The organism is Scytonema millei VB511283 (assembly GCF_000817735.3).
Classification (GTDB): Bacteria; Cyanobacteriota; Cyanobacteriia; order Cyanobacteriales; family Chroococcidiopsidaceae; genus Chroococcidiopsis; species Chroococcidiopsis millei_B.
Genome location: NZ_JTJC03000001.1, coordinates 518,520 through 541,065 on the forward strand (window position 1 = coordinate 518,520; position 22,546 = coordinate 541,065).

A 22,546-nucleotide genomic window follows, 5' to 3' on the forward strand; every position below is an offset into this window, starting at 1 on the left:
CGCCCTTAGAGTCGATAACATCGACCGAGCAACCTGCCGCGATCTTCCGGTCAATTAACCAGATTCGATCTGACAAGCGAGCGCACAAGTTACAATTTTTAATTTTAATTTTTGTGACTCTCAACATCTTACCCTTTTGCATCCATCATGTATCCCCTTACGGCTCTCGATCTGGGGTAGCAATGAGTGAAAATACTGCTGTCGGGAGAATCGCCGCCGCTCTTTCTCTAGATAGATTGGCGATCGCTCCAATCGCGGCATCAAACAGACGTGCGGGCTGAATCTCATCCTTGACTAAATTCCAGATCCGCTGTACTTCTGCTGTATGCAGGCGATCGTCTTCCGTCAGTGCCATCACCAATTGTTGCCGTAGGTATTTCCCTTCTTCAGATAGAAGATACTGCAAGCCGAGTTGAGCGGTGGGTAGAATATCAAAACTGTCGTCAGAGCTGGCGATGTCGAGCAAATCTTCCAACCGCTGCCACTGAAACTTACCATTTTTGAACAAGAGATTGAGTAACCTGCGCCGCAGTTCGGGGGTTTCACCCGTCAGTAACCGCCGCGCCACATAGGGATAAGCAACTTCAATGATCTTGAAATCAGGATTGAGGCTGAGGGCAATTCCTTCTTGCGTAATCAACGAACGGATAATTAACGCAAATTTAGAAGGTACGCGGAAAGGATAATCATACATCAACTCCGAATAGGAGTCGGTGATGGTTTTAAAGTTAAAATCTCCCACATTTTTACCGATCGCGCTACCCCAGACTGCTTCTAAAGCTGGGATAATCGGGCGAATATCAGTGTCCGGCGTGAGAAATCCTAGCTTGACGTAATCTTCTGCCAATTCGTCGTAGTCTTTATTCACCAGATGCACGATCGCATCGACTAGCGTTTCTTTCGTCCGCTCGTCCAACTGATCCATCATGCCGAAGTCAATGTAAGCCATCCGTCCGTCTGGCATGGCAAACAAATTACCTGGATGAGGGTCAGCGTGAAAGAAACCATGTTCTAATAGCTGTTGCAGCCCAGCTGTTACACCAATTTCGATCAATTCATCTGTATTCAATCCCGCTGCTTGGATGCTAGCAGTGTCATTCAGCTTAAATCCGTTAATCCACTCCAGCGTCAGGACGCGAGTATTCGTGTAACGCCAGTAAATTAAGGGAACTTTGACGTGAGGATCGTTGCGGAAGTTGGTCGCAAACTTTTCGGCATTCCGTCCTTCGTTAAGGTAATCGATTTCCTCAAATAGCTTCGTCCCAAATTCGTCTACAATCATCGTCAGATCGTGACCGAGATTGAGAGGCAACCAAGGAGATAGCCAACTCGCCGCCCAACGCATTAAGTAAAGGTCGAGGGTAATCGTCGGGCGTAAATTCGGACGCTGTACCTTAACGGCAACTTCTTCGCCACTATGGAGCCGAGCGCGATATACTTGTCCCAAACTTGCAGCAGCTACAGGGTGCGGCGAAATCTGGCTGTAAACTTCTTCAACCGAACGTCCCAGTTCAGCTTCAATCGTGCGGAAAGCGATTTCCTGCTCGAAGGCAGGTAATTGGTCTTGCAGCTTGACCAGTTCGTCCAAAAAATCTTTTCTCACTAAGTCTGGGCGAGTGGAGAGCGCTTGACCGACTTTGATAAACGTCGGACCCAGATCGGTGAGGAGCTGCCGCAGTTGGACGGCTCGTTTGAGCTTATTTTCTTCTTCGCGATCGCGCCAATCGTCCCACTTTAAACCAAAAATAAACCCAGCAAACAACCAGACGACCTTGAAAGTCCGCGCTACAGCCAGCAAAGGACGGAAGCGATAATACTGCGCGATCGCTTCTGGATCGTAGCGTTTAAGCTGAGCGAGTTGATACTGACCCACGCCTTGACTTGCCTCTTTACAATCGGATATTTACACTCGTTTACTAACCAGGGTAATCTCGTGACTACTTTTAACTACGAGTCAATCGGCTTAGATTCCCAAACAGTCAACTATAGCCTTTTAAAACTGCCCTGTCGATGTCTTCTTATACGTAGAATACGTTATTTAAATTGTATCTATTCTTAACATAGTATATAAAAGTACAAATCAATTGATAAGAAAAGTTAAGAGGAGGGGTGAGGGGTGAGGGATGAGGAGTGAGGAAATTTTGGATTGGTAAGGGGTGAGGGGTGATGGGTAATTAGTTGTTGGTTGACGGTTGATGGTTGTTGCTCCTCAGCTCCCCTGCTCCCCTGCTCTCTTTCCCAACTCCTGTACGGGCGGGTTTAACTGAAGAATTTTTGGTTCTATCATGGGTATCCTCAAAAAACCCGCCCCTACCGACTCCCGACTCCCTAGTTAGCAGCCTTAGCCTCCAGACTTTCCAGCCGACTCATCAGGGTTTGGTTTTGTTTTTTGAGCTGGTCGATTTCGTCGCGTAGTTGCTTGACGGCTTGGTCAGAACCTGCTGAGCTTTGGACTTTTGAGACGGCTTCTTCGGCGATTCGTTGGACTCGTCCATCCAAGGATTGCGTTGCTAGAGTTTGTAAAATCGCGATCGCTTTGGGAGTTTCCATTTGTCCCAGGGCAGTGACGACCGAGACTTGGGTGAGGAAGAAACTTTCGTGAGATAATTCGGTCAATCGCTCTAGAATTCGGTCTAAATTGGCAGCAGATTGTCCCGTGGAGATGGCTCCGAGGGCGCGTATGGCTGCAAGACGCAAGGCTTGAGGAACTCCTAAACGGGTGTATTCTAGAATCAGGTCGAGTGCCTCGGCTGAGGTTTTCATTTGACTCAAGCCCGCGATCGCCCCAGAGCGCACGACTTCGTTCCAGCCTGCTTTGTTTTCTAAAATCGATCTGAGCAGCTTTAAGACTTTTTCTTCCTTGGGCTTTTCCTCCAATTTAGCGGCAGCGATGCTACCAATTGCCCTGGCTGCGGCTGCTTCTACGTAATAACTGCGATCGCCATCCTCTACAATCGGCTTCAGGGCTTTGTAGCTAGCATAAGTTTTGATGTTCCCCAAAGCCTCGACTACAGCACGTCGGACTAAGGGATGTTCATCGTTTAATCCGACAACTAAAGCTTCAAAAGCTTGGTCGAGCTTAATTTGAGCTAATTGTTTTGCAACTTCTACTTTGACACCCCAAAAGCGATCGCTTTTCAATGCTTCAGCGAGGGCATTGAGCGCCTCTAGACCACCTTTTTTCCCCAAAGCTTCAGCTGCATAGATGCGAGAAATCGAATCGGGATCGAATTGCAACTGTGCCTTTAGTTCTGGAATGGAATATTCTAAAGACACGGTTTTCAAGTAGTTATTACTAGCATCAAAGCTAATAAATTGGGGTTTCTCTGCCAAAGGAAAGTAGAAACTCTGTTCCTTTTCATTGACGCGCACGGTAAATGTTTTTTGTAGGGGCGCATAGCTATGCGCCCCTACATCGCCTTGTGCATAACCGAAAGCGATTGGAATTTTCAAATCGAACAAATCGTTTTGAGTTTGGTTAACAGTCACCTTCGCTAATTTGCTATCGCCATCCCATGTGTAAGCAACTTTGAATTCAGGATGACCGCCGCGATAGACGTATTGATCGAAGAGAAATAAAAGATTTCGCCCTGTAACTTTCTCAATTGCCCGTAGTAGATCTACAGTTTCTACAGTATTGTGAGCGTTATCTTGCACGAAAGTTTGGATGGCTCGCCAAAATAACTCTTCTCCCAACTCTGCCCGGATCATGTGGTAGACGCAGGAACCCTTTTCATACAAGTGGCGATCGTATAATTCGATCGCCTCTCGATAAACGTGCGTTACAATTGGGCGACGATAGCGGCTGCTGTCTTCAGCCAGATAGTTGCGGGCTTCTAGCAAGCGGTAGTAAGCAGCATCTTCGACTCCATACTCCTGTTCCGTCCACATCACCTCAGAGTAGGATGCCATGCCTTCTTTAATCCAAGCATGAGACCAGTGTTTAATGACAACTAAATCACCAAACCACTGATGGGCGAGTTCGTGCGCTACTAGGCTTTCCGTGAGGCGGTTATCAATTGCTGCGCGTTCGTCTAACAAACATCTATCTGTCAGCAGGGTGGTAGATGTATTTTCCATCCCACCAAAAATAAAATCATCTACGCAGACTTGAGCGTATTTGGGAAAAGCATAAGGATAACCGTATTGTTGGCTGAAGAATTCCACCATACGGGGAGTTTTGCCCATGCTGCGCCGCGCATCTTCCTCTCTGCCTTTTTCTACGTAGTATGTGACGGGTTTGCCATTCCATTCATCCTGAATTTCGGCAAAGTCGCCTACTGCTAAAGTCATTAAGTAGGATGGGTGGACTTGCTCTTGCAGCCAGTGAAAGATTTTGTCGTCGCCGTTTTCTTCAGTGTGGATTAATCTACCGTTAGAAATGGCAATGTAAGGTTTGGGGACGCGCACCCGAATTTCTGAAGTTGCGAGTTGTCCTGGGTAGTCGAAACAGGGAAACCAAAAACGGGAGTCTTCATCTTCTCCTTGCGTCCAGACTTGGACTGGTTTTTTGGGGTAGTGTTTATCTGGGGCGATGAAGTAAATTCCGCGTTGGGGTTTCGCGACTGAGTAGGCGATCGCAATTTTAATCGATTGTCCGGTTTGTGTGGGTTCAGCTAGATGTACCTGTAGCTGTTGCCCGTCATAATCGTATGTCGTTGAGGTAGCATCGACTTGAACTGAGTGAATATTCAGACTGACAGCATCTAGTGTCAGGCGATCGATCCCATTACGGACGGGTTTGAGTTGAATCGTGCAAGTCCCGTTATAGCTTTGGTTGGATATATCTAAATTGAGATCGAGGAAAATATGCTCGACTTGTCCGGGGCGATCGGGATTATAGTGGGGTTTTGCCCCTGGAAGCTCAAAAGATTTATGTTTATGACCGTTATTGTCTGTATCGAAATAGGATTGCAGCATGGTAAGGGTCAACCCGCGATAGATAAAAATAGCTGACGTTTATCTTCTATTCTTTCCAGGGTAACGCCTTTGACAGTTATCAGTTGTCAGTTATCAGTTGTCAGATTTGTGGGTGAGAGTATTTCGCGATTTCAGCCATGCAGCAACAGATTATGTCTGTTTCAGGTGCTAGTTCTACAGTTACGTCTGAAAAACAACAGAATGCTTCCAATTTTTATCCCTACTCGATCGACTTATGCAGAGATATCTGATACAATACAAAAATACTTAGGAAGTCCCCCGGTCTGACAAACTGAGGACTTCCTAAATCAAAAAGCAAATATAATTTACTTGTGTAACCGTATGTTAGCACAAACAAATCCTGCTGCGATCGCCTCCAACAAAAATTCTTTAAAATCGCGCGATATAAATGAAAGAATCCGACAGCGCGATCGCCTGATAGTCGAGAATGCCTTAGCTCAAGGCTACGACTATTGGCAGATGTCCAAAGCTATGCCCAAAGACACGTTCAAAGCTTGGCTAGAGTCGCAAGGCAAGACTTTGGCTGAAGCGAAAAAGTTCATCCGGCTATTTGAGACATTCCGAGATTTTGCGATTGAGAAGATAGAGCGGATCTCTCTAACTACGTTATTTGCCCTCACTCAAAAGCGATATCAACAGTTAGTATCCAGGTTGTGGGGACTGCCAGCCACAAACGAAAAGCAGGTTTCTGAATTGATGGCAGAAGAAAGGAAGAAGCAGCAACAGGACTCTACACCAACACGAGATGTTCGAGGACTCGTCAACCTACCCAGTGGTGGGAGAGCATTTCAGTTTCCTCTATTGCACGATGATGAAACAATTGCCCGCTTGTTGCAAGTTTTACAGGATTGGGGGTTAACGCCGCAACAACTCTTAATTGAGGCGATTGTAACTCTGCACTCTAAGCTGGAAGTTGTGTCGAGAGATAGGCAAGTGTTTGAGGCGATCGCTGTATGATGTTCGCATTTGAGAGTTATGCAATTTGCGATCGCGCTTGTCGAGCATATTGACTTTTATCTATTTGCCAGAAACTCATCTACCGTCATTCCCGCTTGTCGAATCAAACTTCTCAGCAATCCTGGTGCTAATTCTCGATGATTTGGGACTGATAAAGTGGGTCTTGATTCGTGCCAAAGTATCATATGGCTTCCAGTTTGATGGTCTAACACATAATCAAATTTTACAAAAACTTTGACTGCTTCTTTACCGAGTGAATAATGATTCAAGAACTCGATCGCGTCATTCTAACAACTAATATTCCAGAACATAATTTAGAGCAAGGCGATCTTGGTACTGTTGTTTTAGTACATCGAGATCGTCAAGGATATGAGGTGGAATTTATGACCTTAGATGGAGAAACGGTAGCAGTGATTTCACTGTCGAATGAGCAGGTTCGTTCCATTGGTAGAAAAGAAATTGCTCATGTACGAGTTTTGAGTTAGTGCGATCGCTTGTTGTCAAATAAATTTTGAAAAGGGCGATCGCGCCTTTGTTTTCTAAACATACATTTTAAATTTTTTGAGGCTTGTTGAGTGCTTGTTTTTTCTCCTGCTTGAATTTTCGCAGAAAGACTAAACCAGAAAGTAAAGAAATTGTAGAAATTACCAATCCTAAGATTGCTATCAAAGCAATTAGTAAGCTAACACTCATGACGATACTCCTATTGTCAAAATTTTACAAACACCACTGATTAACAGCGAACCAGTGGATAGCAAAATAGATGCTTTACTAGCAAATTGATTTACTTGCGGTGTCCTCTGAAAGCTAGTATCTGATAATTCAGCATAACCATAACAAGCAAACAGCATAAACAACATACAAATTGCACCAGATACAATTTTCCAGGTAAGAAATTCTTGTCCGTTGGATATAATGCTACCAAGTGCATCTGCATCAATTGCCACGGCGACAATTAATAACTCACCTTTACTGAATAGTTCCTCAAGCGTTGGTTCTCTTCCCTCCATCTTAATTCTAAAAACACTAAATCCAAAAGGTAATAAGGCAATGGTAACGTTGAACAGAAACCAAAGCAGTAATTGATCTGTCATTTACGCGGCAAAAGCTTTTAGTATAATCATATACTATACAACGAAAACTTTCAGTAAAACTATTTAATTTTTGCTTGACATGTAGAGCCTGTTACTTTGACAAGCGAAGCTTTTACAACTGATTCTTTTGCGATCGTATGGTTTAAGTCGCAGCTATAAAATAAAACCTGCATCCGCAGGTTTAAAATCTTTCTATATTAGTCTGCGAAGGCGGACTTCGTTTGTGTAGCCGCGAATTCTATTCGCCCAACTGTATTTTATGAATTAAAGAAATCATTAGCTTTTTTCCTATGCTCATCTGTAATGTGAATGCCTACAGTTGCAAGGGCTGTTGCAATTACACTAGCATCATCTGTAAAACCTATACCTGCCATTACATCAGGTATAGCATCCATTGGTGATAAAAAATAGGTAAGTGCAGATGCAATTACAGCTTTCGCATAAGCTGGTGTTTTAGGATCGAGCATACAGAAATACATGGCTACTGCATCTTTTGTAAAAGGAACAAAGCCGAGAAAACGTCTAGCATTGTTCAGGAAATCATTCATGCTCAATTTACTATCAATACTCCAATATGCTTTAGCATAATTAATTATCTACTGCTTTTTAAAGAGTTCATTCGGTTCAGTTTATTCTTTTATCTAAACTTATATAATTTAAAGTAGGAATGAAGAGTGAAATATACGTAGGGAAATGCTAATGCATCTGCGTGCATCTGCGGTGAAAAATAGTAGGGGCGCACAGCTGTGCGCCCCTACCAATATCATGCACCTAACCAAGAATTACAATGAAATCTAACCCACCAACTCCAAAGCGCGTTTCACCAAATTCTCAGCCGTCATCCCATTTAACGCCATCAATTGTGCGGGACTTGCGGTGGTTTCTCCCCGCTTCCAAGCGAAAGTATCGCGATTGCAATGACTGCGCAACATAATTGGTTCCAACATCCCACTTGCACCAGATGCTACTCCAACCAAAGCATCGCCACCAAATAACGCCTCAAACCCAGCATCATTCAAAAATTCCCCATCCGGTTCAGAACAGGAATCCCAAGCAACATCGCTAGGACGATACAAACGACGAGGATTCACAACAGAAACAATTCTCACGCCAATTTCTTGCGCTTCTAAATAAGTTGCAGCTTCAAATACTGGCATCAACACCATATCGCCAATCACCGCAAATACTACTGTCTTGCTACCCTTAATTTCTTGCAGTACCACCGCGCCATCTTGAATTGCTTTGCGACTCTGTTCAAATGTCGTGCGAATTGGTAAAGGTGACTTACTTGCAGTAATGACAACACCCTTATTCTTCGTCGTCAGCGCCCAATCGTAACAAACTTGAATTGAATTTGCATCGGGTGGAAATAGGGGAAATACATTTCCATTCCGCATCATAGCGGCGAAATATGCTTCAATTTCAGGGCGTTGGTGCGTCCAGCCGTTACGCCCTTGTTCTAACGCCCCAGCCGTAAATAAAGTTACGGTAGAAGGTGTAGGACGACGTAATTCCGCCATTGCTTGCGTTACCGTTTGCCAAATTGGTAAACCATTAATCGCAAAAGACTCATAAGAACACCACAAGGTACGACTACCCATCAACGCCGAACCAGCAGCTAAACCCGCACAAGCATCTTCACTTAGCGGTTCGTAAACTTGTCCGCCTGGGGTTTGGTTATATACAGGATCTTCTGTGGGGTGGATAATTTTTAGTGCTTGGTTAATGTTGGCAATTCCCGAAGCTTCATTACCGTCAGCATTGGTGACAATGTAGTTGCGATCGCATTCTCCCACTTTCGCCACTAATTTACCCATCGCCGTTGTCGATACTTTCGGATCTCCCCCTACAGCATATTCTTCTAACGGCAATTGCCCAAGTTCTGCTAGCGGTAATACAGATTCCGTTACAGCTACCCGACTCGCCGAACCACCACCAGCGCGTTCGCAGTTCGTCCGCACAATTTCCCATGCAGCAGAGGATAAAGCACGCGATTTCAAGGCGTTGACAATATCGGGGTTATCGAGAGTATGCATCGCATAGAGGTTGTGAGATTTTGCCCCTCTCGCGTGGACTCCTGCCCCTTTTAATTGTTTGATAATTAATACCGTCAGTTTTCCACTCAAAGCAGAACGGGTAGCTTCATCGGTTGCAACTAACACGGCTTTGGTGAAAGCCAAGCGCTGCTCGAAGGAAAAAGCCGTACTATCGACATAATCGCCTGGTTGGTTTTTGTCGTCAAAGTCTTTGGCATCGACTAACACGACTTCTTCAAAACCATTACCGTGCCAGTATGCCATCATCCGTTCGTTGGATTGAGTGGACACCATGCTGTGATGTTCCTGACTGTAGCCATTCCACACCAAGACGGGCAAGAAATTTGTCACGCCGGGATAGGCTGTGTGGAAATGCGCCATGCTACTCATGATGTAGGGTTCGCCCAATCCACCATCGCCAATCGTGACGGGGAATAATTTATCGGGGTGGAGACGGGCGGCTGACATGGCGAAATGTTGCCCTTGTCCCAATGGACCCGCAGGGGCGAGAATACCAGGAATAAAGCCAGAAAGGTGTCCGAGTAAACCGTGATGTTCGCGGAAGCGATCGCGCAGTTGTTGTACGGTGGTAATGCCCATGTCTTCTAACGACCGATCTAAAAACATGGCGCTGTAAAATCCTGGGGCGTGGTGTCCCACTTCGGTAATAATGTTTTTGTAGCCCAACATCACCAAGGCTGCATATGCTTCTACTTGCGAGGCAAAGCCACCAGGGTGTCCCGAAGCTTTACTTCCCGTAACTTGGACTGTTAAATAACGTAAAGCATCGGCATAGAGGAGGGTTTGAAATACAGCCGTCGGATCGCTAGGATCGGTAATAGCAGTTTTATTTGGTGCGATCGCTGCTTGTTTGCCATATTGCTCGAATCCTGGCAAAGCTTCGCCAAAATACTGAATTCCTTGACAAAATTCTGGTGTTGCTATCTTTGCCGCTTCGGTCGATGCCGTCATGCTGAATACCCTCTCTAATTTGAGTATTTGTACTTTTTAGATAATTTTAATTATTTTACATTTAATCTCTGCTTTATGTTGTATACGGTCTGTCTATACATATCAGTTGGATTTGTCTAACTATAAATCGCCTGTTTGCAGCAAAAATTCTGACGCAGATGAGTGCGCCTAAAAATTAGTTTCAATCGAAAATTCATTGAAGGCGAGCGAAATAATATGATAAAATTTTAAACTGTATTTTTACTATGTGGACTTTATCCAAAATTGTTTCTACTTCGACCCTAATAAATATGAATATATTTCTATTCTCAAATAATCTTTAGGTAATATATAAATAAATCTCCGTAGCAGCATTGTCTACCAATTTAAGATGAAGTTAACTGAGGTAAACAAAACTCCAGCATTACTGCAAACGCTCCAGCTAATTGCCAATCCAATCGAGTTTTTAAACACTTGTGCCAACAAATACAGCGACCCATTTGCTGTGAGAGTTTTAGGTTTAAATTCTCCGCCAGTCGTATTTTTCAGCCAGCCACAAGCAATTAAAGAAATTTTTGCCATTCCCTCAGAGTACTTTGATTATAAAAAAGCAACTCACGTATTTCAACCTTTGATGGGGGAGCAATCTTTAATTTTACAAGAAGGGAAAAGCCATCAACGCCAACGCCAATTAATGCTACCTCCTTTTCATGGCGATCGCATGAAAACTTACGGGCAAATTATTTGTCAAATTACTCAAGCTGTAACTCAAAAATGGCAAGTTGGCAAACAGATTTCTATTAATCATTTTCTTCCCGATATTACTCTGCAAATTATTCTACAAGTTGTATTTGGAATCAGCCCTGGGGAGAGGTACGAACAATTAAAAGTGAAGTTAAGTTCTCTGCTAGAAGACGTGACAACTCCCTGGTACTCCAGCTTATTCTTTTTTCCCCCATTACAAAAAGACTTGGGTGCGTGGAGTCCTTGGGGACATTTTGTCAGACGCAGACAGCAAATTGACAAATTAATCTATGCAGAAATATCGCAACGGCGACGAGAAAACGATCCGACACGCACCGATATTTTATCAATGCTAATGACGGCGCGGGATGAAAAGGGACAGCAGATGAATGATGAAGAGTTACGCGATCAACTGATGTCTCTTTTATTATTAGGCTATGAAACCACAGCAGCAGCGCTAGCATGGGCATTTTACCTGATCCATTCTCATCCACAAGTCCGCGATCGCCTACAACAAGAATTGAATCATGCAGATCGTACTCAACCAGATGCGATCTCCCAACTTCCATATCTTACTGCTGTCTGTCAAGAATCCCTCCGAGTTCACCCCATTGCTTTAATTTGTACTCCTCGAATGGTAAGAGACTCCGTACAAATTGCTGGAGATAAATTCAACGCTGGAACCATTATCGTACCTTGTATTTACCTCACCCATAGAAGAGAAGAAATCTATCCTCAACCAGAAAAATTTTACCCAGAAAGATTCCTGCAACAAAAATTTTCGTCCTTTGAATATCTTCCTTTTGGTGGTGGTAGTCGCGGTTGTATTGGCGCAGCTTTTTCGTTATATGAAATGAAACTCGTACTCGCTACAGTGTTATCGCAGTATGAATTAGAATTAGCAAATTCTCGTCCCGTTTATCCAGTTCGGCGAGGAATTACAATCGTTCCCTCTGAAAATGGGATGAAAATGGCAGTTATCAGTGGCTAGTGGCTAGTGGCTAGTGGCTAGTTATAAGTAAGGTGAGCAATTCCCACCTTACTATATGCCAAATTATAGATACATTTCTTAATGCTGCGTGTCTAGATTGATCTCATAGCAATTCTCGATTGCGTGCGTGACATTTGTAGGGGCGCACAGCTGTGCGCCCCTACAAACCGTGTGTTTTACCCAATTGAAAAGCGCTATCAAGCAGAGTCAAAAGGATGCGATCGCGAGATGGATAACGAGCCACGGTTAGACGAAAAGGTAATTGATACAGTAGCAGAATTAGGAATATCTAGCCAAGTAGATAACGCTGACAAAATTGATGTTGATATTCAAACAAACCTCTTAAAGCTAATTTTAGGGCAAGCAGATTCAGTAGATTTTACTGGACAAGGCGTAGTTATACAAAAAGACATCCGCCTGCAAGAAATTGAGGTGCAGACAGATAAAGTTGACGTGAATCCACTCAGCGCTATTTTTGGCAAGGTTGAATTAGAGCGACCGTTAGATGCTATTGCCAAAATTGTGATTACAGAACCAGATTTAAATCGCGCTTTGAATTCTGATTACGTGCTAAAAAAGGCACGTAATTTTAAATTGAATGTAGACGGGCAAACTGTAATTTTAGAAATGCAGCAAATGCAATTACAGTTACCAGGAGATAATAAAATGCTCTTCGATGGTAAAGTATTGTTGCATGAAAAAGGCGAAACACAGCCACTTAGTTTTACAGCTACATTTCGCCCCCGTACCCAGAAGCAACCAGTTATCGTTGAGAATTTTCAATGCGATCGCGGGGAGGGAATCTCTTTTGCGATCGCGCTGTCATTAATGGAAAAAGTCAAACAATGGATGGAGTTACCCTATTTCGATCTAGAAGGAATAGCACTCAGAGTTGAAGAAATGACGGCGCAAGCAGGTCAGTTAGCCTTACAATTACAAATAAGAATGAAGCAAATACCTCAAGATTTAATGTAAAAGAACCCTAGTTAATTAGAAAACATTTGTTAACAGTTGACGGTTAACGGTTAACTGTCAACTGTCAACTATTAATCGTTAATTCTGTTTGTCCATACTTACTCATAATCTTGCGGTAAGTAGCAATTATGCTAGGAATATAGCGCCACCAGGTTGCTATGAGGGCTACACTGAAAGTAGAGACAAAGCCGAAGGTGAAGAATTTCTCTAGAATTGACATAGAAATTGCCTTTGTAGATGGAACAAATATTAGAAAATTCTTAAGAACTGAATTGATTGTAGTTTTTGTATATTGAGGTCATCCTCTGTAAAAACACTGTAATTGTATTTTTATCGGGCGGAGCAGCTTTTCATGGTAGTCTACGCATAATCTCTTTCACTACTCAAACACCACAGTCTTATTCCCGTAAATTAAGACACGGTGTTGTAGATGCGATCGCACGGCTCTAGCTAAAACGACTCGTTCTAAATCTTTACCTTTACGGATCAAGTCGCTCACTTCATCGCGGTGGCTGATGCGGATGACATCTTGCTCGATAATGGGTCCAGCATCGAGTTCTGATGTCACGTAATGAGCAGTAGCACCGATAACTTTTACTCCGCGTTCGTAAGCTTTCTGGTATGGATTCGCGCCTACAAAAGCAGGAAGGAACGAATGGTGAATGTTAATTGCTTGAGGAAATCGGGTAATAAATTCGGGACTGAGAATTTGCATATATTTTGCCAGAACGATGAGATCGATGTCGTACTGGTGCAAAAGTTCTAACTGTTTTTCCTCTTGAGCCGCTTTGTTATCTTTGCTAACGGGAATATAGTAATAATCTATACCAAATTGTTTTGCCACCCATTCTAAATCGGGATGATTGCTAATAATTAGGGGAATTTCTGCGGCATACTCTTTTGCCTGTTGTCGGAGAATTAAATCGAATAAGCAATGTTCTTGCCGACTCACCCAAATAGCAAGGCGTGGGATAGTGTCGGAAAAGTGTAGTTGCCATCGAGCCTCTAGCGGCTGCGCGATCGCTCCAAAGGCAGGTGCAATTAGCTCTCGCGCTAGATGAAACCCTTCTAATTGCCATTCGATGCGCGTTAAAAACAAGCCAGCAGCAAAGTCTGTATGCTGATCGGCGTGGATGATGTTACCACCATTGGCATAGATAAAATTGGCAATTTTTGCAACTAATCCTTGTCGGTCGGGACAAGAAACGAGTAGAGTTGCTGTCAGTCTATTCATATTACTTAACCTTCGTTTGATGTATAAGAAAACCTTTATAAACTGTCTTCTATCTTCAGTACCAACGTAGTATTAGATATATCCAGTTTGAATTTCATTTCCTCTGGCGCTTGCCTCTGTATTGTCCGCAACTTAAAAGTGTGAAATAATACATAAGCAAGTTGGGGACTGCTGGGAGCGCGTGTGAGAGTATACGAGCATTCATAGCACTAGTCTGGAATAACTTTTTGGGCTGGCGTATTTCATTGTCAGAGTCTTTTGCGGCTTGGAAGCCACTAACAAGGTGTTACGGATAAATGTCGATTAGGTATGGCTTTCGGGTCAGGTCATTACAGGGTGTTCGGACTAAATAGCGCTCAAAAGAGCGTATTAACGATAACTTCGTTTATCGCGCTGCTAGTTTGGGGTAGCTGCTGAATTCTTTTCAGACTCAACCTGTTTTTAGAAAATGACTTTTTAGAAGATGATGCTACAAACAATTATTACTGCTGGGGCGACTTTCTATATTACAATCGCGGCTTGTCTGTTTACTCAGTGGGCAGACATCATGCAGCGAGACCTTGGCAAACGCTCTCAATTACTTCTACTCAGAATATTTTTAGTCATAGTCACTCTTTTTTGGCCAATTATCGTACCCATTGCTTATCTAGAATTGTTAATTAAAGTTAAGAAAGACAAAGAAAAAATGAGTTGGTTGGCGGAGCGATCGCCTGAAAGTTTTTCAGCAACAACCGCTGACGATTCATTGCTGTCATAGCTGATATCATTACCGTTATCATAATTGTCATCATTGCGAATAAAATAGCTTTTTCCTATAGTAAAAGCCCGCAAATGCGGGCTTTTTATTGAATGAAATATTTTGACTAAATTAGAGCTTGCAAATGTTCGATTAAATTAGGTGCTGGTACTACGCCCTCAATGCGATCGACTGGTTGACCTTGCTTAAATAGTACTAATGTGGGCAGGGCATGAATTTGATATTGACTGGCGAGTTGTGGATATTTATCAGTATCGATTTTCACAATACGGATTTTAGATTTGAGATGCTCGTTGACTTGTTCTAAAATTGGAGCCATCATCTGGCAAGGACCGCACCATGCAGCGTAAAAGTCTACCAGTACAGGCACATCCGCACCAGAGATCATTTCAGCAAAATTATTGAACTGCTGTTTAGTAGCCATGAGATTTAACTCAGTTTTTTTACTGTTATATCTCAAGTAGCGGTGAGTGGTGCGATCGATACGGGTGTAGGGTGTAGTGAGTGGCTGGTAGCTAGTGGCTAGTGGCTGGTAGCTGGAATTCCTCCCTCAACTTCCTCAGCTTCCTTGTCCCCCTTGTCCTCCTTGTCTCCCTACTCCCTACTCCCTACTCCCTGCTCCCTATTGATAAGATGGTTAGCGCGGTGGTTTAAGTGCGATCGCTAAGTGAGAGTATCTACGTAAGAGTCATTGTTTATGGAAGTATTGCCAGAGGATTTACAACGGTTACGCCAACAAGTCGCGATCGTTACCGGGGCTTCGCGCGGAATTGGACGGGCGATCGCTTTGAGTTTAGCCGCAGAAGGGGCGAACGTTGTCGTAAACTACGCAAGTTCTAGTTCCGCCGCTAAAGAAGTTGTAGCAGAAATTGAGGCGGCGGGGGGTAGCGCGATCGCAATTCCTGCTGATGTCTCGGATGCAGCTCAGGTAGATACTCTGGTGAATGCTGTTGTAGACAAATGGAAACGAATTGATGTTTTGGTAAACAATGCTGGTATTACCCGCGATACTTTGTTATTGCGAATGAAACCGGAAGACTGGCAAGCAGTCATCGACCTCAATCTGACAGGTGTGTTCCTGTGTACCAAAGCTGTCAGCAAAATCATGCTCAAACAACGCAGCGGGCGGATCGTTAATATTGCCTCGGTAGCCGGACAGATGGGCAATCCCGGTCAAGCAAACTATAGTGCAGCAAAAGCTGGGGCGATTGGATTTACTAAAACCGTTGCGAAAGAACTTGCCTCCCGTGGCATTATCGTCAATGCTGTTGCCCCTGGTTTTATCACCACTGATATGACTAGCAACATTGATTCTGAAGATATTCTGAAATATATTCCCTTGAGTCGTTACGGCAAACCCGAAGAAGTTGCTGGTATGGTGCGCTTTCTCGCCGCCGATCCTGCTGCCGGATATATTACAGGTCAAGTCTTCAACGTCGATGGTGGCATGGTTATGGCTTAAGAGCGATTAGCGTTTAGCAATTAGCTGTTAGCTAATTGCTAAACGCCAGTAGTTTCATTAGCACTCAACTCAAGAGAGTGCTAAATTGACTAATGGAAGCTTGAGGAAACGAAGCGTATGTCAAAAATCGTTGCGTTTGATGATGAATCGCGGCGGGCATTGGAACGGGGTGTGAATGCCCTTGCCGATGCCGTAAAAATTACCCTGGGTCCAAAAGGTCGCAACGTCCTATTAGAGAAAAAATACGGTGCGCCTCAGATTGTCAATGATGGGATTACCGTAGCTAAAGAAATTGAATTGGAAGACCCCCTAGAAAATACTGGGGCGCGTCTGATTCAAGAAGTTGCATCGAAAACCAAAGATGTAGCTGGAGATGGTACGACGACGGCGACAGTTCTTGCCCAAGCAATGATTCGTGAGGGGTTGAAGAACGTTGCAGCGGGAGCTAATCCAGTGGCACTGCGTCACGGAATTGAGAAGACCGTTGCCAATTTGGTAGAAGAAATTGCTGCTGTCGCTAAACCAGTTGAAGGAAATGCGATCGCCTCTGTAGCGACTGTCTCGGCTGGAAACGATGAAGAAGTCGGCGCGATGATCGCTGAGGCAATGGAGCGAGTCACCAAAGACGGTGTAATTACCGTTGAGGAATCCAAGTCTCTAACTACCGATTTAGAAGTGGTAGAAGGGATGCAGTTAGATCGAGGCTATATTTCTCCCTACTTCATCACCGACAACGAGCGGATGGTAGCAGAGTTTGAGAATCCTCGCCTGTTGATTACAGACAAGAAAATCAGCACGATTCAAGATTTGATTTCGATTTTAGAAAAAGTCGCTCGTGCCGGACAACCTTTGATTATTATTGCTGAAGATGTCGATGGAGAAGCTTTAGCAACTTTGGTTGTGAATAAAGCTCGTGGCGTGTTGAGCGTCTGCGCGATTAAAGCCCCAGGATTTGGCGATCGCCGTAAAGAAATGTTGCGCGACATCGCCGTACTAACTGGCGGTCAGTTGATTTCGGAAGAAATCGGCTTAAGCTTAGATACCGCTTCTTTGGAGATGATGGGTGTTGCTCGTAAAGTCATCATCGACAAAGAATCTACCACAATCGTCGCTGAAGGCGAAAATAAAGCTGATGTGGAAAAGCGCATCAGCCAAATTCGCAAACAACTAGCAGAATCTGACTCGGACTACGACAAAGAGAAACTGCAAGAGCGAATTGCCAAGCTAGCTGGTGGTGTTGCAGTGATTAAAGTTGGTGCAGCTACCGAAACCGAACTCAAAGACCGCAAACTGCGAATTGAAGACGCACTGAACGCGACGAAAGCCGCAGTCGAAGAAGGTATCGTCCCTGGTGGTGGTACGACCCTAATCCACTTAGCGAAGAAGGTGGACGAATTCAAAGCCAGCTTGCAAGACGAAGAAAAAGTGGCAGCTGAGATCGTCGCTCGAGCGCTAGAAGCTCCCTTACGCCAAATGGCTGACAATGCAGGAGTTGAAGGCTCTGTAGTCGTTGAGAGAGTGCGGGAAACCGATTTCAACGTCGGCTATAATGCGGCAACTGGAGAATTTGAAGATCTGATTGCTGCTGGCATTCTCGACCCTGCTAAGGTCGTGCGTTCGGCATTACAAAATGCTGGTTCTATTGCTGGTATGGTGTTAACGACCGAAGCCCTAGTCGTTGAAAAGCCCGAGAAGAAAGCCGCTGCTGCTCCTGACATGGGTGGTATGGGTGGCATGGGCGGCATGGGAGGTATGGGCGGTATGGGTGGCATGGGTATGATGTAATATCGTCTGCGTGCGTGCATAACCTTGGTAGGGGCGCACAGCTGTGCGCCCCTACAAAATAGACAAGGCGATTGGTTGGCGATCGCCCTCTAAATCTACTACCTTGCCAATAGTGCAACTTTGTGCATAACCTAAACCGTGTAGGTTATTTAAACATTGATTGGCTTGCTCTGCTGGAATTGATGCTAGTAAACCACCCGATGTCTGTGGATCGAATAAGAGAGAGTACCGAGCAGACTGGCTGACTGATTCCGCACGAGCGATGTTTAGATCGGTAATAAAATGAGCAATGCGTAAATTTTCCGCTTGCAGCGAACTGACAATCCCTTTTTGTAATGTAGCGATCGCGCCTTCTAGAGCGGGAATTGCTGCTAAATTTAAATCTACAGCCACTTGGGAAGCTCGAACCATTTCGTATAAATGTCCGGCAAGTCCGAAACCCGTAACATCAGTACAAGCAGTGGCTCCATGTGCCATTAAACAAGCAGCTGCGACTTGATTCGATTGCAACATTGATGTTACAGCGCGATCGATCCAATCTCCCTTAGCTTCCCGTTGCATCTCGGCTGCAAAAAGGGTTCCCGTACCGAGGGCTTTAGTTAAAATTAAGACTTGCCCCGCCAGCATCCCACCTTTGCGGAGAAGTTTGTCGGGATGGACTAAACCGTTACAAGACAATCCAAATTCTAATTCAGCTCCTTCAGTGGTGTGTCCGCCAACTAGAGGTGTCTGCGCGTCAGATAGCACCTTGACTGCACCGGAGAGTAACTGATAGAGAGTTTCTTCTGTTTTGGATTCTAAAGCGTAAGGAATGGTAGCGATCGCCAATGCACTTTGAGGTGTCGCACCCATTGCAAAAATATCGCTGAGACAATGGTTAGCAGTAATTTTTCCAAAAATATACGGATCGTTGATGAGACTGCGGAAATGATCTATGGTGTGTACCATCCACAATCCTCCTGGTACTTCCACCACCGCCGCATCATCAGGAGCATCTAGCCCGATAATAATATCTTGGCGATCGCACCAGTTAGTACTATCCTGCTTGATTTGATTGAGTACCCTTTCTAAAACTGTGCTACTAACTTTAGAACCGCAGCCAGCGCAAGGCATTTTTGAGGGAGTCGGGAGTGGGAGAGTGGGAGTCGGAGGATTTTGGATTGTGGATTTTAAGTTTTGACTTTTGACTTTTGACTTTTGACTTTTTTCTGCCATTTGCGGTAAATTGCTAAACCGTTGCATAAATTTGCGATCGATTGCATCTTTCCAGCGCCACAGCCAGCCAGTAGCGCCAAAACCAAAGTTTCCCCATGCCGCGATCGCTTTGCCGTCTCCCGTACCGATTAAACTTAAATATTGTTTCTGTGGTTTGTAAGGTTGTAAAGATTGCCCTAATATTGCCCGTCGTAGGTTTTTAAATAAAGGTTTACCCTGACGGACGGCAAAGACTCCAGCTTTAGGACGGGGATAATTTGCCATTGAAGCAATATCACCCGCCGCAAATACATCTGGATGGGAAATTGACTGTAGCGCATTGTTGACGAGAATAAAACCGCGTTCGTCAGTCGCGATTCCGGCGGCTTCCAGCCAATCGGGTGCAGAGGCTTGCGTCACCCAAAAAATGCGATCGCATTCTACCTGCAATCCAGATTCGCAGTTGATGGTATGGGATGTAGGGACGCACGGCTGTGCGCCCGTACGGGAGTCGGGAGTCGGGAAGGATTTTTTAATTTTACAAACGGTTTCTCTTAGATGTATTTGAATTCCTTTCTGAATTAAAATCTCTTGGCAGCGATGCCGTACCCAGGAATTGTAATTTGGCATCAATTCATCACCGCGTTGAAATAAATGAATTTCTAAATCTCGATCTTTCCTTTCCTCCCTGAATAAGAGAGAAGACTTAGCCCCCCTTTTTAAGCGGGGTTGGGGGGATCTGATAGACTGCAAATGACCCTGCATTGCCATTGCTAACTCGACTCCCCCAGCACCTCCACCGACAATTCCTAAGCGTAGAAGCCCCCCTTTACAAGGGGAGTTAGGGGGATCTGCTACGGTAACGTCTCTACACAATTCATCCCAATGTTGCAAAAACTGCGACACTGGTTTCGCGGGAATTGCGTACTCTGCTGCACCAGGTACGGAAATTTGCGCCGGAGTGCTGCCAATATCAACGGAAAGTAGATCGTAGGCTACAGGCGGACGATTGGCACAAATAACTTTTTTATTGACTAAATCTAATCCAATAACGCGATCGCGATAGAATTGCACCTGAGCAAATTGAGCTAAACACCGCAGATCGATATGACATTCTTCATGCGTGTAGAATCCAGCTACATGTCCAGGTAACATTCCTGAATAGGGAGTATCTGACGCTTCTGTAATCAACGTGACTCGAATGCCTGGTATCGGTTTCATGCCCAGCATTCTCAGGACAATAGCATGGCTGTGACCGCCGCCAATCAGGACTAAATCTTTAGTAACAAGTTGCGATCGCTGCATTCACTCTCAAAGTAAAATATCTCTCATATTGATTCTGACAAATTAGCCAAGCTAAAAGTCGATTACTGATACGAATCTGTAGGGCTGCACAGCTGTGCGCCCCTACAAATGTATTTCTATGAGACGCGATCGCACTTATTTCTCATTTTTTGGATTAATGACTAACCAAACGCTCAATAAAATTGTTATCAATCCAAAAATTAAGCCAGAATTCACGGGTTCGCCGAGGAAAATATTGCCAAATAACAGACTGAAAACAGGAATTAGAAAAGCAACGGTTATTGCTCCAGTGGCACCGATGTTAGAAATTAGTTGAAAGTAGAGTGGATAGGCAATAGCAGTACACGCGATCGCCAGTACGACGACTGCAAAAATCGCTTCGAGCGAGGGAATTGTTTGAGGAAAAGTTGCAACAGCAACCGGAAGCAGCAAAATACTCGAACTAGTTAATTGTCCGAAGGCAGTTTCAGCTACTCGATCGTGTATAAATCTGCGACGAGCATACACAGCAGCAATACCATAGGAGAGAGCTGCAATTAAAGCCGATATTCCTCCTAGAATAACTGGGGATGTTAGCGGTAATGGACTCCACCCAACTAAAATAGCAACTCCAACAATCCCTAACACTAGTCCGATAACTTTGCGTTTGTTTAATGATTCTTTCAACCAAATAGCTGAAACGATCGCTGTAAATAGAGGAGCTGTTGCATTTAAAATTGCTGCAATTGAGGCATTAATGTTAACAACAGCGATCGCAATTAATAAAAAAGGAATAACATTGTTGAATAAACCTAAAAGAAGATAAGACTGCCAACGGCTTTTGAGCTTAAATGGTGAGGCGATCGCGCCAGATAAACCCAATACAACCGCTGCTAAAATAATCCGTAAGCTGATAGTAAAGAAAACTCCTAAAACAGGAGCTGCAATACGGATAAATAAATACGAACCACCCCAGAGCGCGGCAAGTAAAAATAAACGCGCCAGATCGATTAGTTTCATTTAAATTTTCCAGTGCGTTCTAGTTCTAGCAGCAACCGTTTTCGCCAAATGCCGCCGTTGTATCCAGTTAACTGTCCATCTTTGCCGATAACACGATGACAGGGAATCAGGATATCGATCCGATTCATTCCATTCGCTCTAGCTACGGCACGAATTGCTGTAGGTTGACCGATGCGTCGAGCCAGTTCGTCATAAGAGATTGTCGTCCCATAAGGAATGCGTTGTAACTCCGACCAAACTTTTTCTTGAAATGCAGTCCCTTGTAGAACTAAAGGAATTGTAAATTCGGTCAGCTTACCTGCGAAATAACGCGCCAGTTCATCTTTTAAATGCTCGATATGATGATTCGTCACAGGCAGAATTGGATAACCAAAATGCTTGCGAATTGTGGCATAGTGATGTTCGAGCATTTGCTTATCTGTATAGGCGATCGCGCATATTCCTTGACTAACCGCACCAACAAGTAAGGCTCCTAAAGGTGTTTCTAAAATTTGCGTGGCTACAAAGTCGCTGGTTTGGCTTTGTCCTGGGGGGACACCAAAGGCTTTGCTGAAGGCTTCTCTAAACCCACTATGAGATTCATATTGATTGGCAAAGATAACATCATCTAACGTGGCTCCCGCTCGGATTTGAGTGAAAGCATTCGCCAATCGTCTGCCGCGACACCATTCTACAAATGTCATGCCGTAATGCTCTTGAAACCAGCGTCTAACTCGTTCGGGAGTTGTTCCCAGCTCCCGCAGTTCTGCGGTTGTAATTTTTAGATCTGGTGCGGTTTCCACGCGCTGCATTAATGTCGTTACCCAATCTGGTAATGCTCCGTATACCAAGAGTGGATGACATCGTTTACAGGGACGATAACCTGCAAGCACGGCATCCCGAATTGTGGGAAAGAATTCAACGTTTTCCAGTTTTGCACGGGCAGGACAAGAAGGGCGACAGAAAATCCCTGTCGTGCGAACAGCGACAAAAAACACGCCGTCATAGCTAGCATCTTTGCTACAGGCGGCTTGTTCCATTTCAGTGCGTGATGGCAAGAGTTCTAGAGTCATTTGAACGGGTACGCAACTCGATTCCATATGGGATATTGTTACAAGCCCACGCATTGCCGTCTACCGAAA

At 44.4% G+C, this 22,546-nt stretch carries 20 protein-coding genes and 1 pseudogene; 8 read left to right on the forward strand and 13 right to left on the reverse strand.

The window, feature by feature from the left end; all coding sequences use genetic code 11:
* Window positions 1–157 precede the first annotated feature (157 nt).
* Window positions 158–1,873: an ABC1 kinase family protein gene (locus tag QH73_RS02390; protein WP_039715079.1), complete on the reverse strand. Its 1,716-nt coding sequence runs from the start codon at window positions 1,871–1,873 to the stop codon at window positions 158–160.
* Between the two features lie 455 nt (window positions 1,874–2,328).
* A complete protein-coding gene (locus QH73_RS02395) occupies window positions 2,329–4,920 on the reverse strand; it encodes a M1 family metallopeptidase (RefSeq protein ID WP_039715080.1) in 2,592 nt (863 codons plus the stop codon).
* Between the two features lie 342 nt (window positions 4,921–5,262).
* Between QH73_RS02395 and QH73_RS02400 the strand changes: the two genes are divergently transcribed.
* Window positions 5,263–5,898: an Alr2735 family protein gene (locus QH73_RS02400; protein WP_039715081.1), complete on the forward strand. Its 636-nt coding sequence runs from the start codon at window positions 5,263–5,265 to the stop codon at window positions 5,896–5,898.
* A 9-nt stretch (window positions 5,899–5,907) separates the two neighbouring features.
* Window positions 5,908–6,039 (forward strand): hypothetical protein, encoded by a 132-nt coding sequence (locus QH73_RS28570; RefSeq protein WP_286194069.1) that lies wholly within the window; start codon window positions 5,908–5,910, stop codon window positions 6,037–6,039.
* 5 nt (window positions 6,040–6,044) lie between these two features.
* On the opposite strand, the pseudogene QH73_RS29085 reads toward QH73_RS28570, so the two are convergent.
* Window positions 6,045–6,110 (reverse strand): annotated as a pseudogene (locus tag QH73_RS29085) (type II toxin-antitoxin system HicA family toxin); the annotation flags it as partial.
* A gap of 48 nt (window positions 6,111–6,158) precedes the next feature.
* Between QH73_RS29085 and QH73_RS02410 the strand changes: the two are divergent.
* A complete protein-coding gene (locus QH73_RS02410; RefSeq protein ID WP_039715082.1) occupies window positions 6,159–6,383 on the forward strand; it encodes a DUF4926 domain-containing protein in 225 nt (74 codons plus the stop codon).
* A 67-nt stretch (window positions 6,384–6,450) separates the two neighbouring features.
* Here the strand turns inward: QH73_RS02410 and QH73_RS02415 are convergent, their stop codons facing one another.
* The 4 genes from QH73_RS02415 to QH73_RS02430 form a co-directional block, all read right to left on the reverse strand.
* Window positions 6,451–6,591, reverse strand: coding sequence for a hypothetical protein (locus QH73_RS02415; protein ID WP_165587605.1), 141 nt, complete (start codon window positions 6,589–6,591; stop codon window positions 6,451–6,453).
* Window positions 6,588–6,992: a hypothetical protein gene (locus tag QH73_RS02420; RefSeq protein ID WP_039715083.1), complete on the reverse strand. Its 405-nt coding sequence runs from the start codon at window positions 6,990–6,992 to the stop codon at window positions 6,588–6,590. Before QH73_RS02420 ends, QH73_RS02415 begins: the two co-directional genes overlap by 4 nt.
* 257 nt (window positions 6,993–7,249) lie before the next feature.
* The gene (locus tag QH73_RS02425; protein ID WP_039715084.1) at window positions 7,250–7,540 is read right to left on the reverse strand and encodes a YkvA family protein; all 291 of its coding nucleotides are present in this window, start codon (window positions 7,538–7,540) and stop codon (window positions 7,250–7,252) included.
* A gap of 246 nt (window positions 7,541–7,786) precedes the next feature.
* The gene (locus tag QH73_RS02430; RefSeq protein WP_039715085.1) at window positions 7,787–10,000 is read right to left on the reverse strand and encodes a phosphoketolase family protein; all 2,214 of its coding nucleotides are present in this window, start codon (window positions 9,998–10,000) and stop codon (window positions 7,787–7,789) included.
* Window positions 10,001–10,370: 370 nt separating this feature from the next.
* Between QH73_RS02430 and QH73_RS02435 the strand changes: the two genes are divergently transcribed.
* On the forward strand, window positions 10,371–11,714 hold the full coding sequence (locus tag QH73_RS02435) for a cytochrome P450 (RefSeq protein ID WP_039715086.1): 1,344 nt from the start codon (window positions 10,371–10,373) through the stop codon (window positions 11,712–11,714).
* Window positions 11,715–11,837: 123 nt separating this feature from the next.
* Window positions 11,838–12,689, forward strand: coding sequence for an LmeA family phospholipid-binding protein (locus tag QH73_RS02440; RefSeq protein ID WP_309476433.1), 852 nt, complete (start codon window positions 11,838–11,840; stop codon window positions 12,687–12,689).
* A gap of 64 nt (window positions 12,690–12,753) precedes the next feature.
* On the opposite strand, the gene QH73_RS02445 is transcribed toward QH73_RS02440, so the two are convergent.
* Window positions 12,754–12,909 carry a hypothetical protein gene (locus QH73_RS02445; protein ID WP_165587606.1) on the reverse strand — a complete coding sequence of 52 codons (156 nt, stop codon included), beginning with the start codon at window positions 12,907–12,909 and terminating at the stop codon, window positions 12,754–12,756.
* A 159-nt stretch (window positions 12,910–13,068) separates the two neighbouring features.
* Window positions 13,069–13,923 (reverse strand): formyltetrahydrofolate deformylase, encoded by an 855-nt coding sequence (gene purU / locus QH73_RS02450; RefSeq protein WP_039715087.1) that lies wholly within the window; start codon window positions 13,921–13,923, stop codon window positions 13,069–13,071.
* A gap of 463 nt (window positions 13,924–14,386) precedes the next feature.
* Between purU and QH73_RS02455 the strand changes: the two genes are divergently transcribed.
* Window positions 14,387–14,680, forward strand: a complete 294-nt coding sequence (locus QH73_RS02455; RefSeq protein WP_015152567.1) for a hypothetical protein — start codon at window positions 14,387–14,389, stop codon at window positions 14,678–14,680.
* 106 nt (window positions 14,681–14,786) lie between these two features.
* Here QH73_RS02455 and trxA read toward each other — a convergent pair whose 3' ends face one another.
* Window positions 14,787–15,104: a thioredoxin gene (trxA, locus tag QH73_RS02460; RefSeq protein ID WP_039715088.1), complete on the reverse strand. Its 318-nt coding sequence runs from the start codon at window positions 15,102–15,104 to the stop codon at window positions 14,787–14,789.
* A 273-nt stretch (window positions 15,105–15,377) separates the two neighbouring features.
* Between trxA and fabG the strand changes: the two genes are divergently transcribed.
* Window positions 15,378–16,142, forward strand: coding sequence for a 3-oxoacyl-[acyl-carrier-protein] reductase (gene fabG / locus QH73_RS02465; protein ID WP_039715089.1), 765 nt, complete (start codon window positions 15,378–15,380; stop codon window positions 16,140–16,142).
* Between the two features lie 117 nt (window positions 16,143–16,259).
* Window positions 16,260–17,927 carry a chaperonin GroEL gene (gene groL / locus QH73_RS02470; protein WP_039715090.1) on the forward strand — a complete coding sequence of 556 codons (1,668 nt, stop codon included), beginning with the start codon at window positions 16,260–16,262 and terminating at the stop codon, window positions 17,925–17,927.
* Between the two features lie 51 nt (window positions 17,928–17,978).
* On the opposite strand, the gene QH73_RS02475 is transcribed toward groL, so the two are convergent.
* The 3 genes from QH73_RS02475 to QH73_RS28575 form a co-directional block, all read right to left on the reverse strand.
* Window positions 17,979–20,426: a selenide, water dikinase SelD gene (locus QH73_RS02475; RefSeq protein WP_039715091.1), complete on the reverse strand. Its 2,448-nt coding sequence runs from the start codon at window positions 20,424–20,426 to the stop codon at window positions 17,979–17,981.
* A gap of 135 nt (window positions 20,427–20,561) precedes the next feature.
* Window positions 20,562–21,425 (reverse strand): DMT family transporter, encoded by an 864-nt coding sequence (locus QH73_RS02480; RefSeq protein ID WP_039715092.1) that lies wholly within the window; start codon window positions 21,423–21,425, stop codon window positions 20,562–20,564.
* Window positions 21,422–22,504, reverse strand: coding sequence for a bifunctional transcriptional activator/DNA repair enzyme AdaA (locus QH73_RS28575; RefSeq protein ID WP_052289971.1), 1,083 nt, complete (start codon window positions 22,502–22,504; stop codon window positions 21,422–21,424). Before QH73_RS28575 ends, QH73_RS02480 begins: the two co-directional genes overlap by 4 nt.
* Window positions 22,505–22,546: the final 42 nt, after the last annotated feature.

Coding starts and splice junctions, on each gene's coding strand:
- QH73_RS02395 (WP_039715080.1), bottom strand. CDS start 4,920: ATGCTGCAATCCTATTTCGATACAGACAATAACGGTCATAAACATAAA.
- QH73_RS02400 (WP_039715081.1), top strand. CDS start 5,263: ATGTTAGCACAAACAAATCCTGCTGCGATCGCCTCCAACAAAAATTCT.
- QH73_RS02410 (WP_039715082.1), top strand. CDS start 6,159: ATGATTCAAGAACTCGATCGCGTCATTCTAACAACTAATATTCCAGAA.
- QH73_RS02415 (WP_165587605.1), bottom strand. CDS start 6,591: ATGAGTGTTAGCTTACTAATTGCTTTGATAGCAATCTTAGGATTGGTA.
- QH73_RS02420 (WP_039715083.1), bottom strand. CDS start 6,992: ATGACAGATCAATTACTGCTTTGGTTTCTGTTCAACGTTACCATTGCC.
- QH73_RS02425 (WP_039715084.1), bottom strand. CDS start 7,540: ATGAATGATTTCCTGAACAATGCTAGACGTTTTCTCGGCTTTGTTCCT.
- QH73_RS02430 (WP_039715085.1), bottom strand. CDS start 10,000: ATGACGGCATCGACCGAAGCGGCAAAGATAGCAACACCAGAATTTTGT.
- QH73_RS02435 (WP_039715086.1), top strand. CDS start 10,371: ATGAAGTTAACTGAGGTAAACAAAACTCCAGCATTACTGCAAACGCTC.
- QH73_RS02445 (WP_165587606.1), bottom strand. CDS start 12,909: ATGTCAATTCTAGAGAAATTCTTCACCTTCGGCTTTGTCTCTACTTTC.
- purU (WP_039715087.1), bottom strand. CDS start 13,923: ATGAATAGACTGACAGCAACTCTACTCGTTTCTTGTCCCGACCGACAA.
- QH73_RS02455 (WP_015152567.1), top strand. CDS start 14,387: ATGATGCTACAAACAATTATTACTGCTGGGGCGACTTTCTATATTACA.
- trxA (WP_039715088.1), bottom strand. CDS start 15,104: ATGGCTACTAAACAGCAGTTCAATAATTTTGCTGAAATGATCTCTGGT.
- fabG (WP_039715089.1), top strand. CDS start 15,378: ATGGAAGTATTGCCAGAGGATTTACAACGGTTACGCCAACAAGTCGCG.
- groL (WP_039715090.1), top strand. CDS start 16,260: ATGTCAAAAATCGTTGCGTTTGATGATGAATCGCGGCGGGCATTGGAA.
- QH73_RS02475 (WP_039715091.1), bottom strand. CDS start 20,426: ATGCAGCGATCGCAACTTGTTACTAAAGATTTAGTCCTGATTGGCGGC.
- QH73_RS02480 (WP_039715092.1), bottom strand. CDS start 21,425: ATGAAACTAATCGATCTGGCGCGTTTATTTTTACTTGCCGCGCTCTGG.
- QH73_RS28575 (WP_052289971.1), bottom strand. CDS start 22,504: ATGGAATCGAGTTGCGTACCCGTTCAAATGACTCTAGAACTCTTGCCA.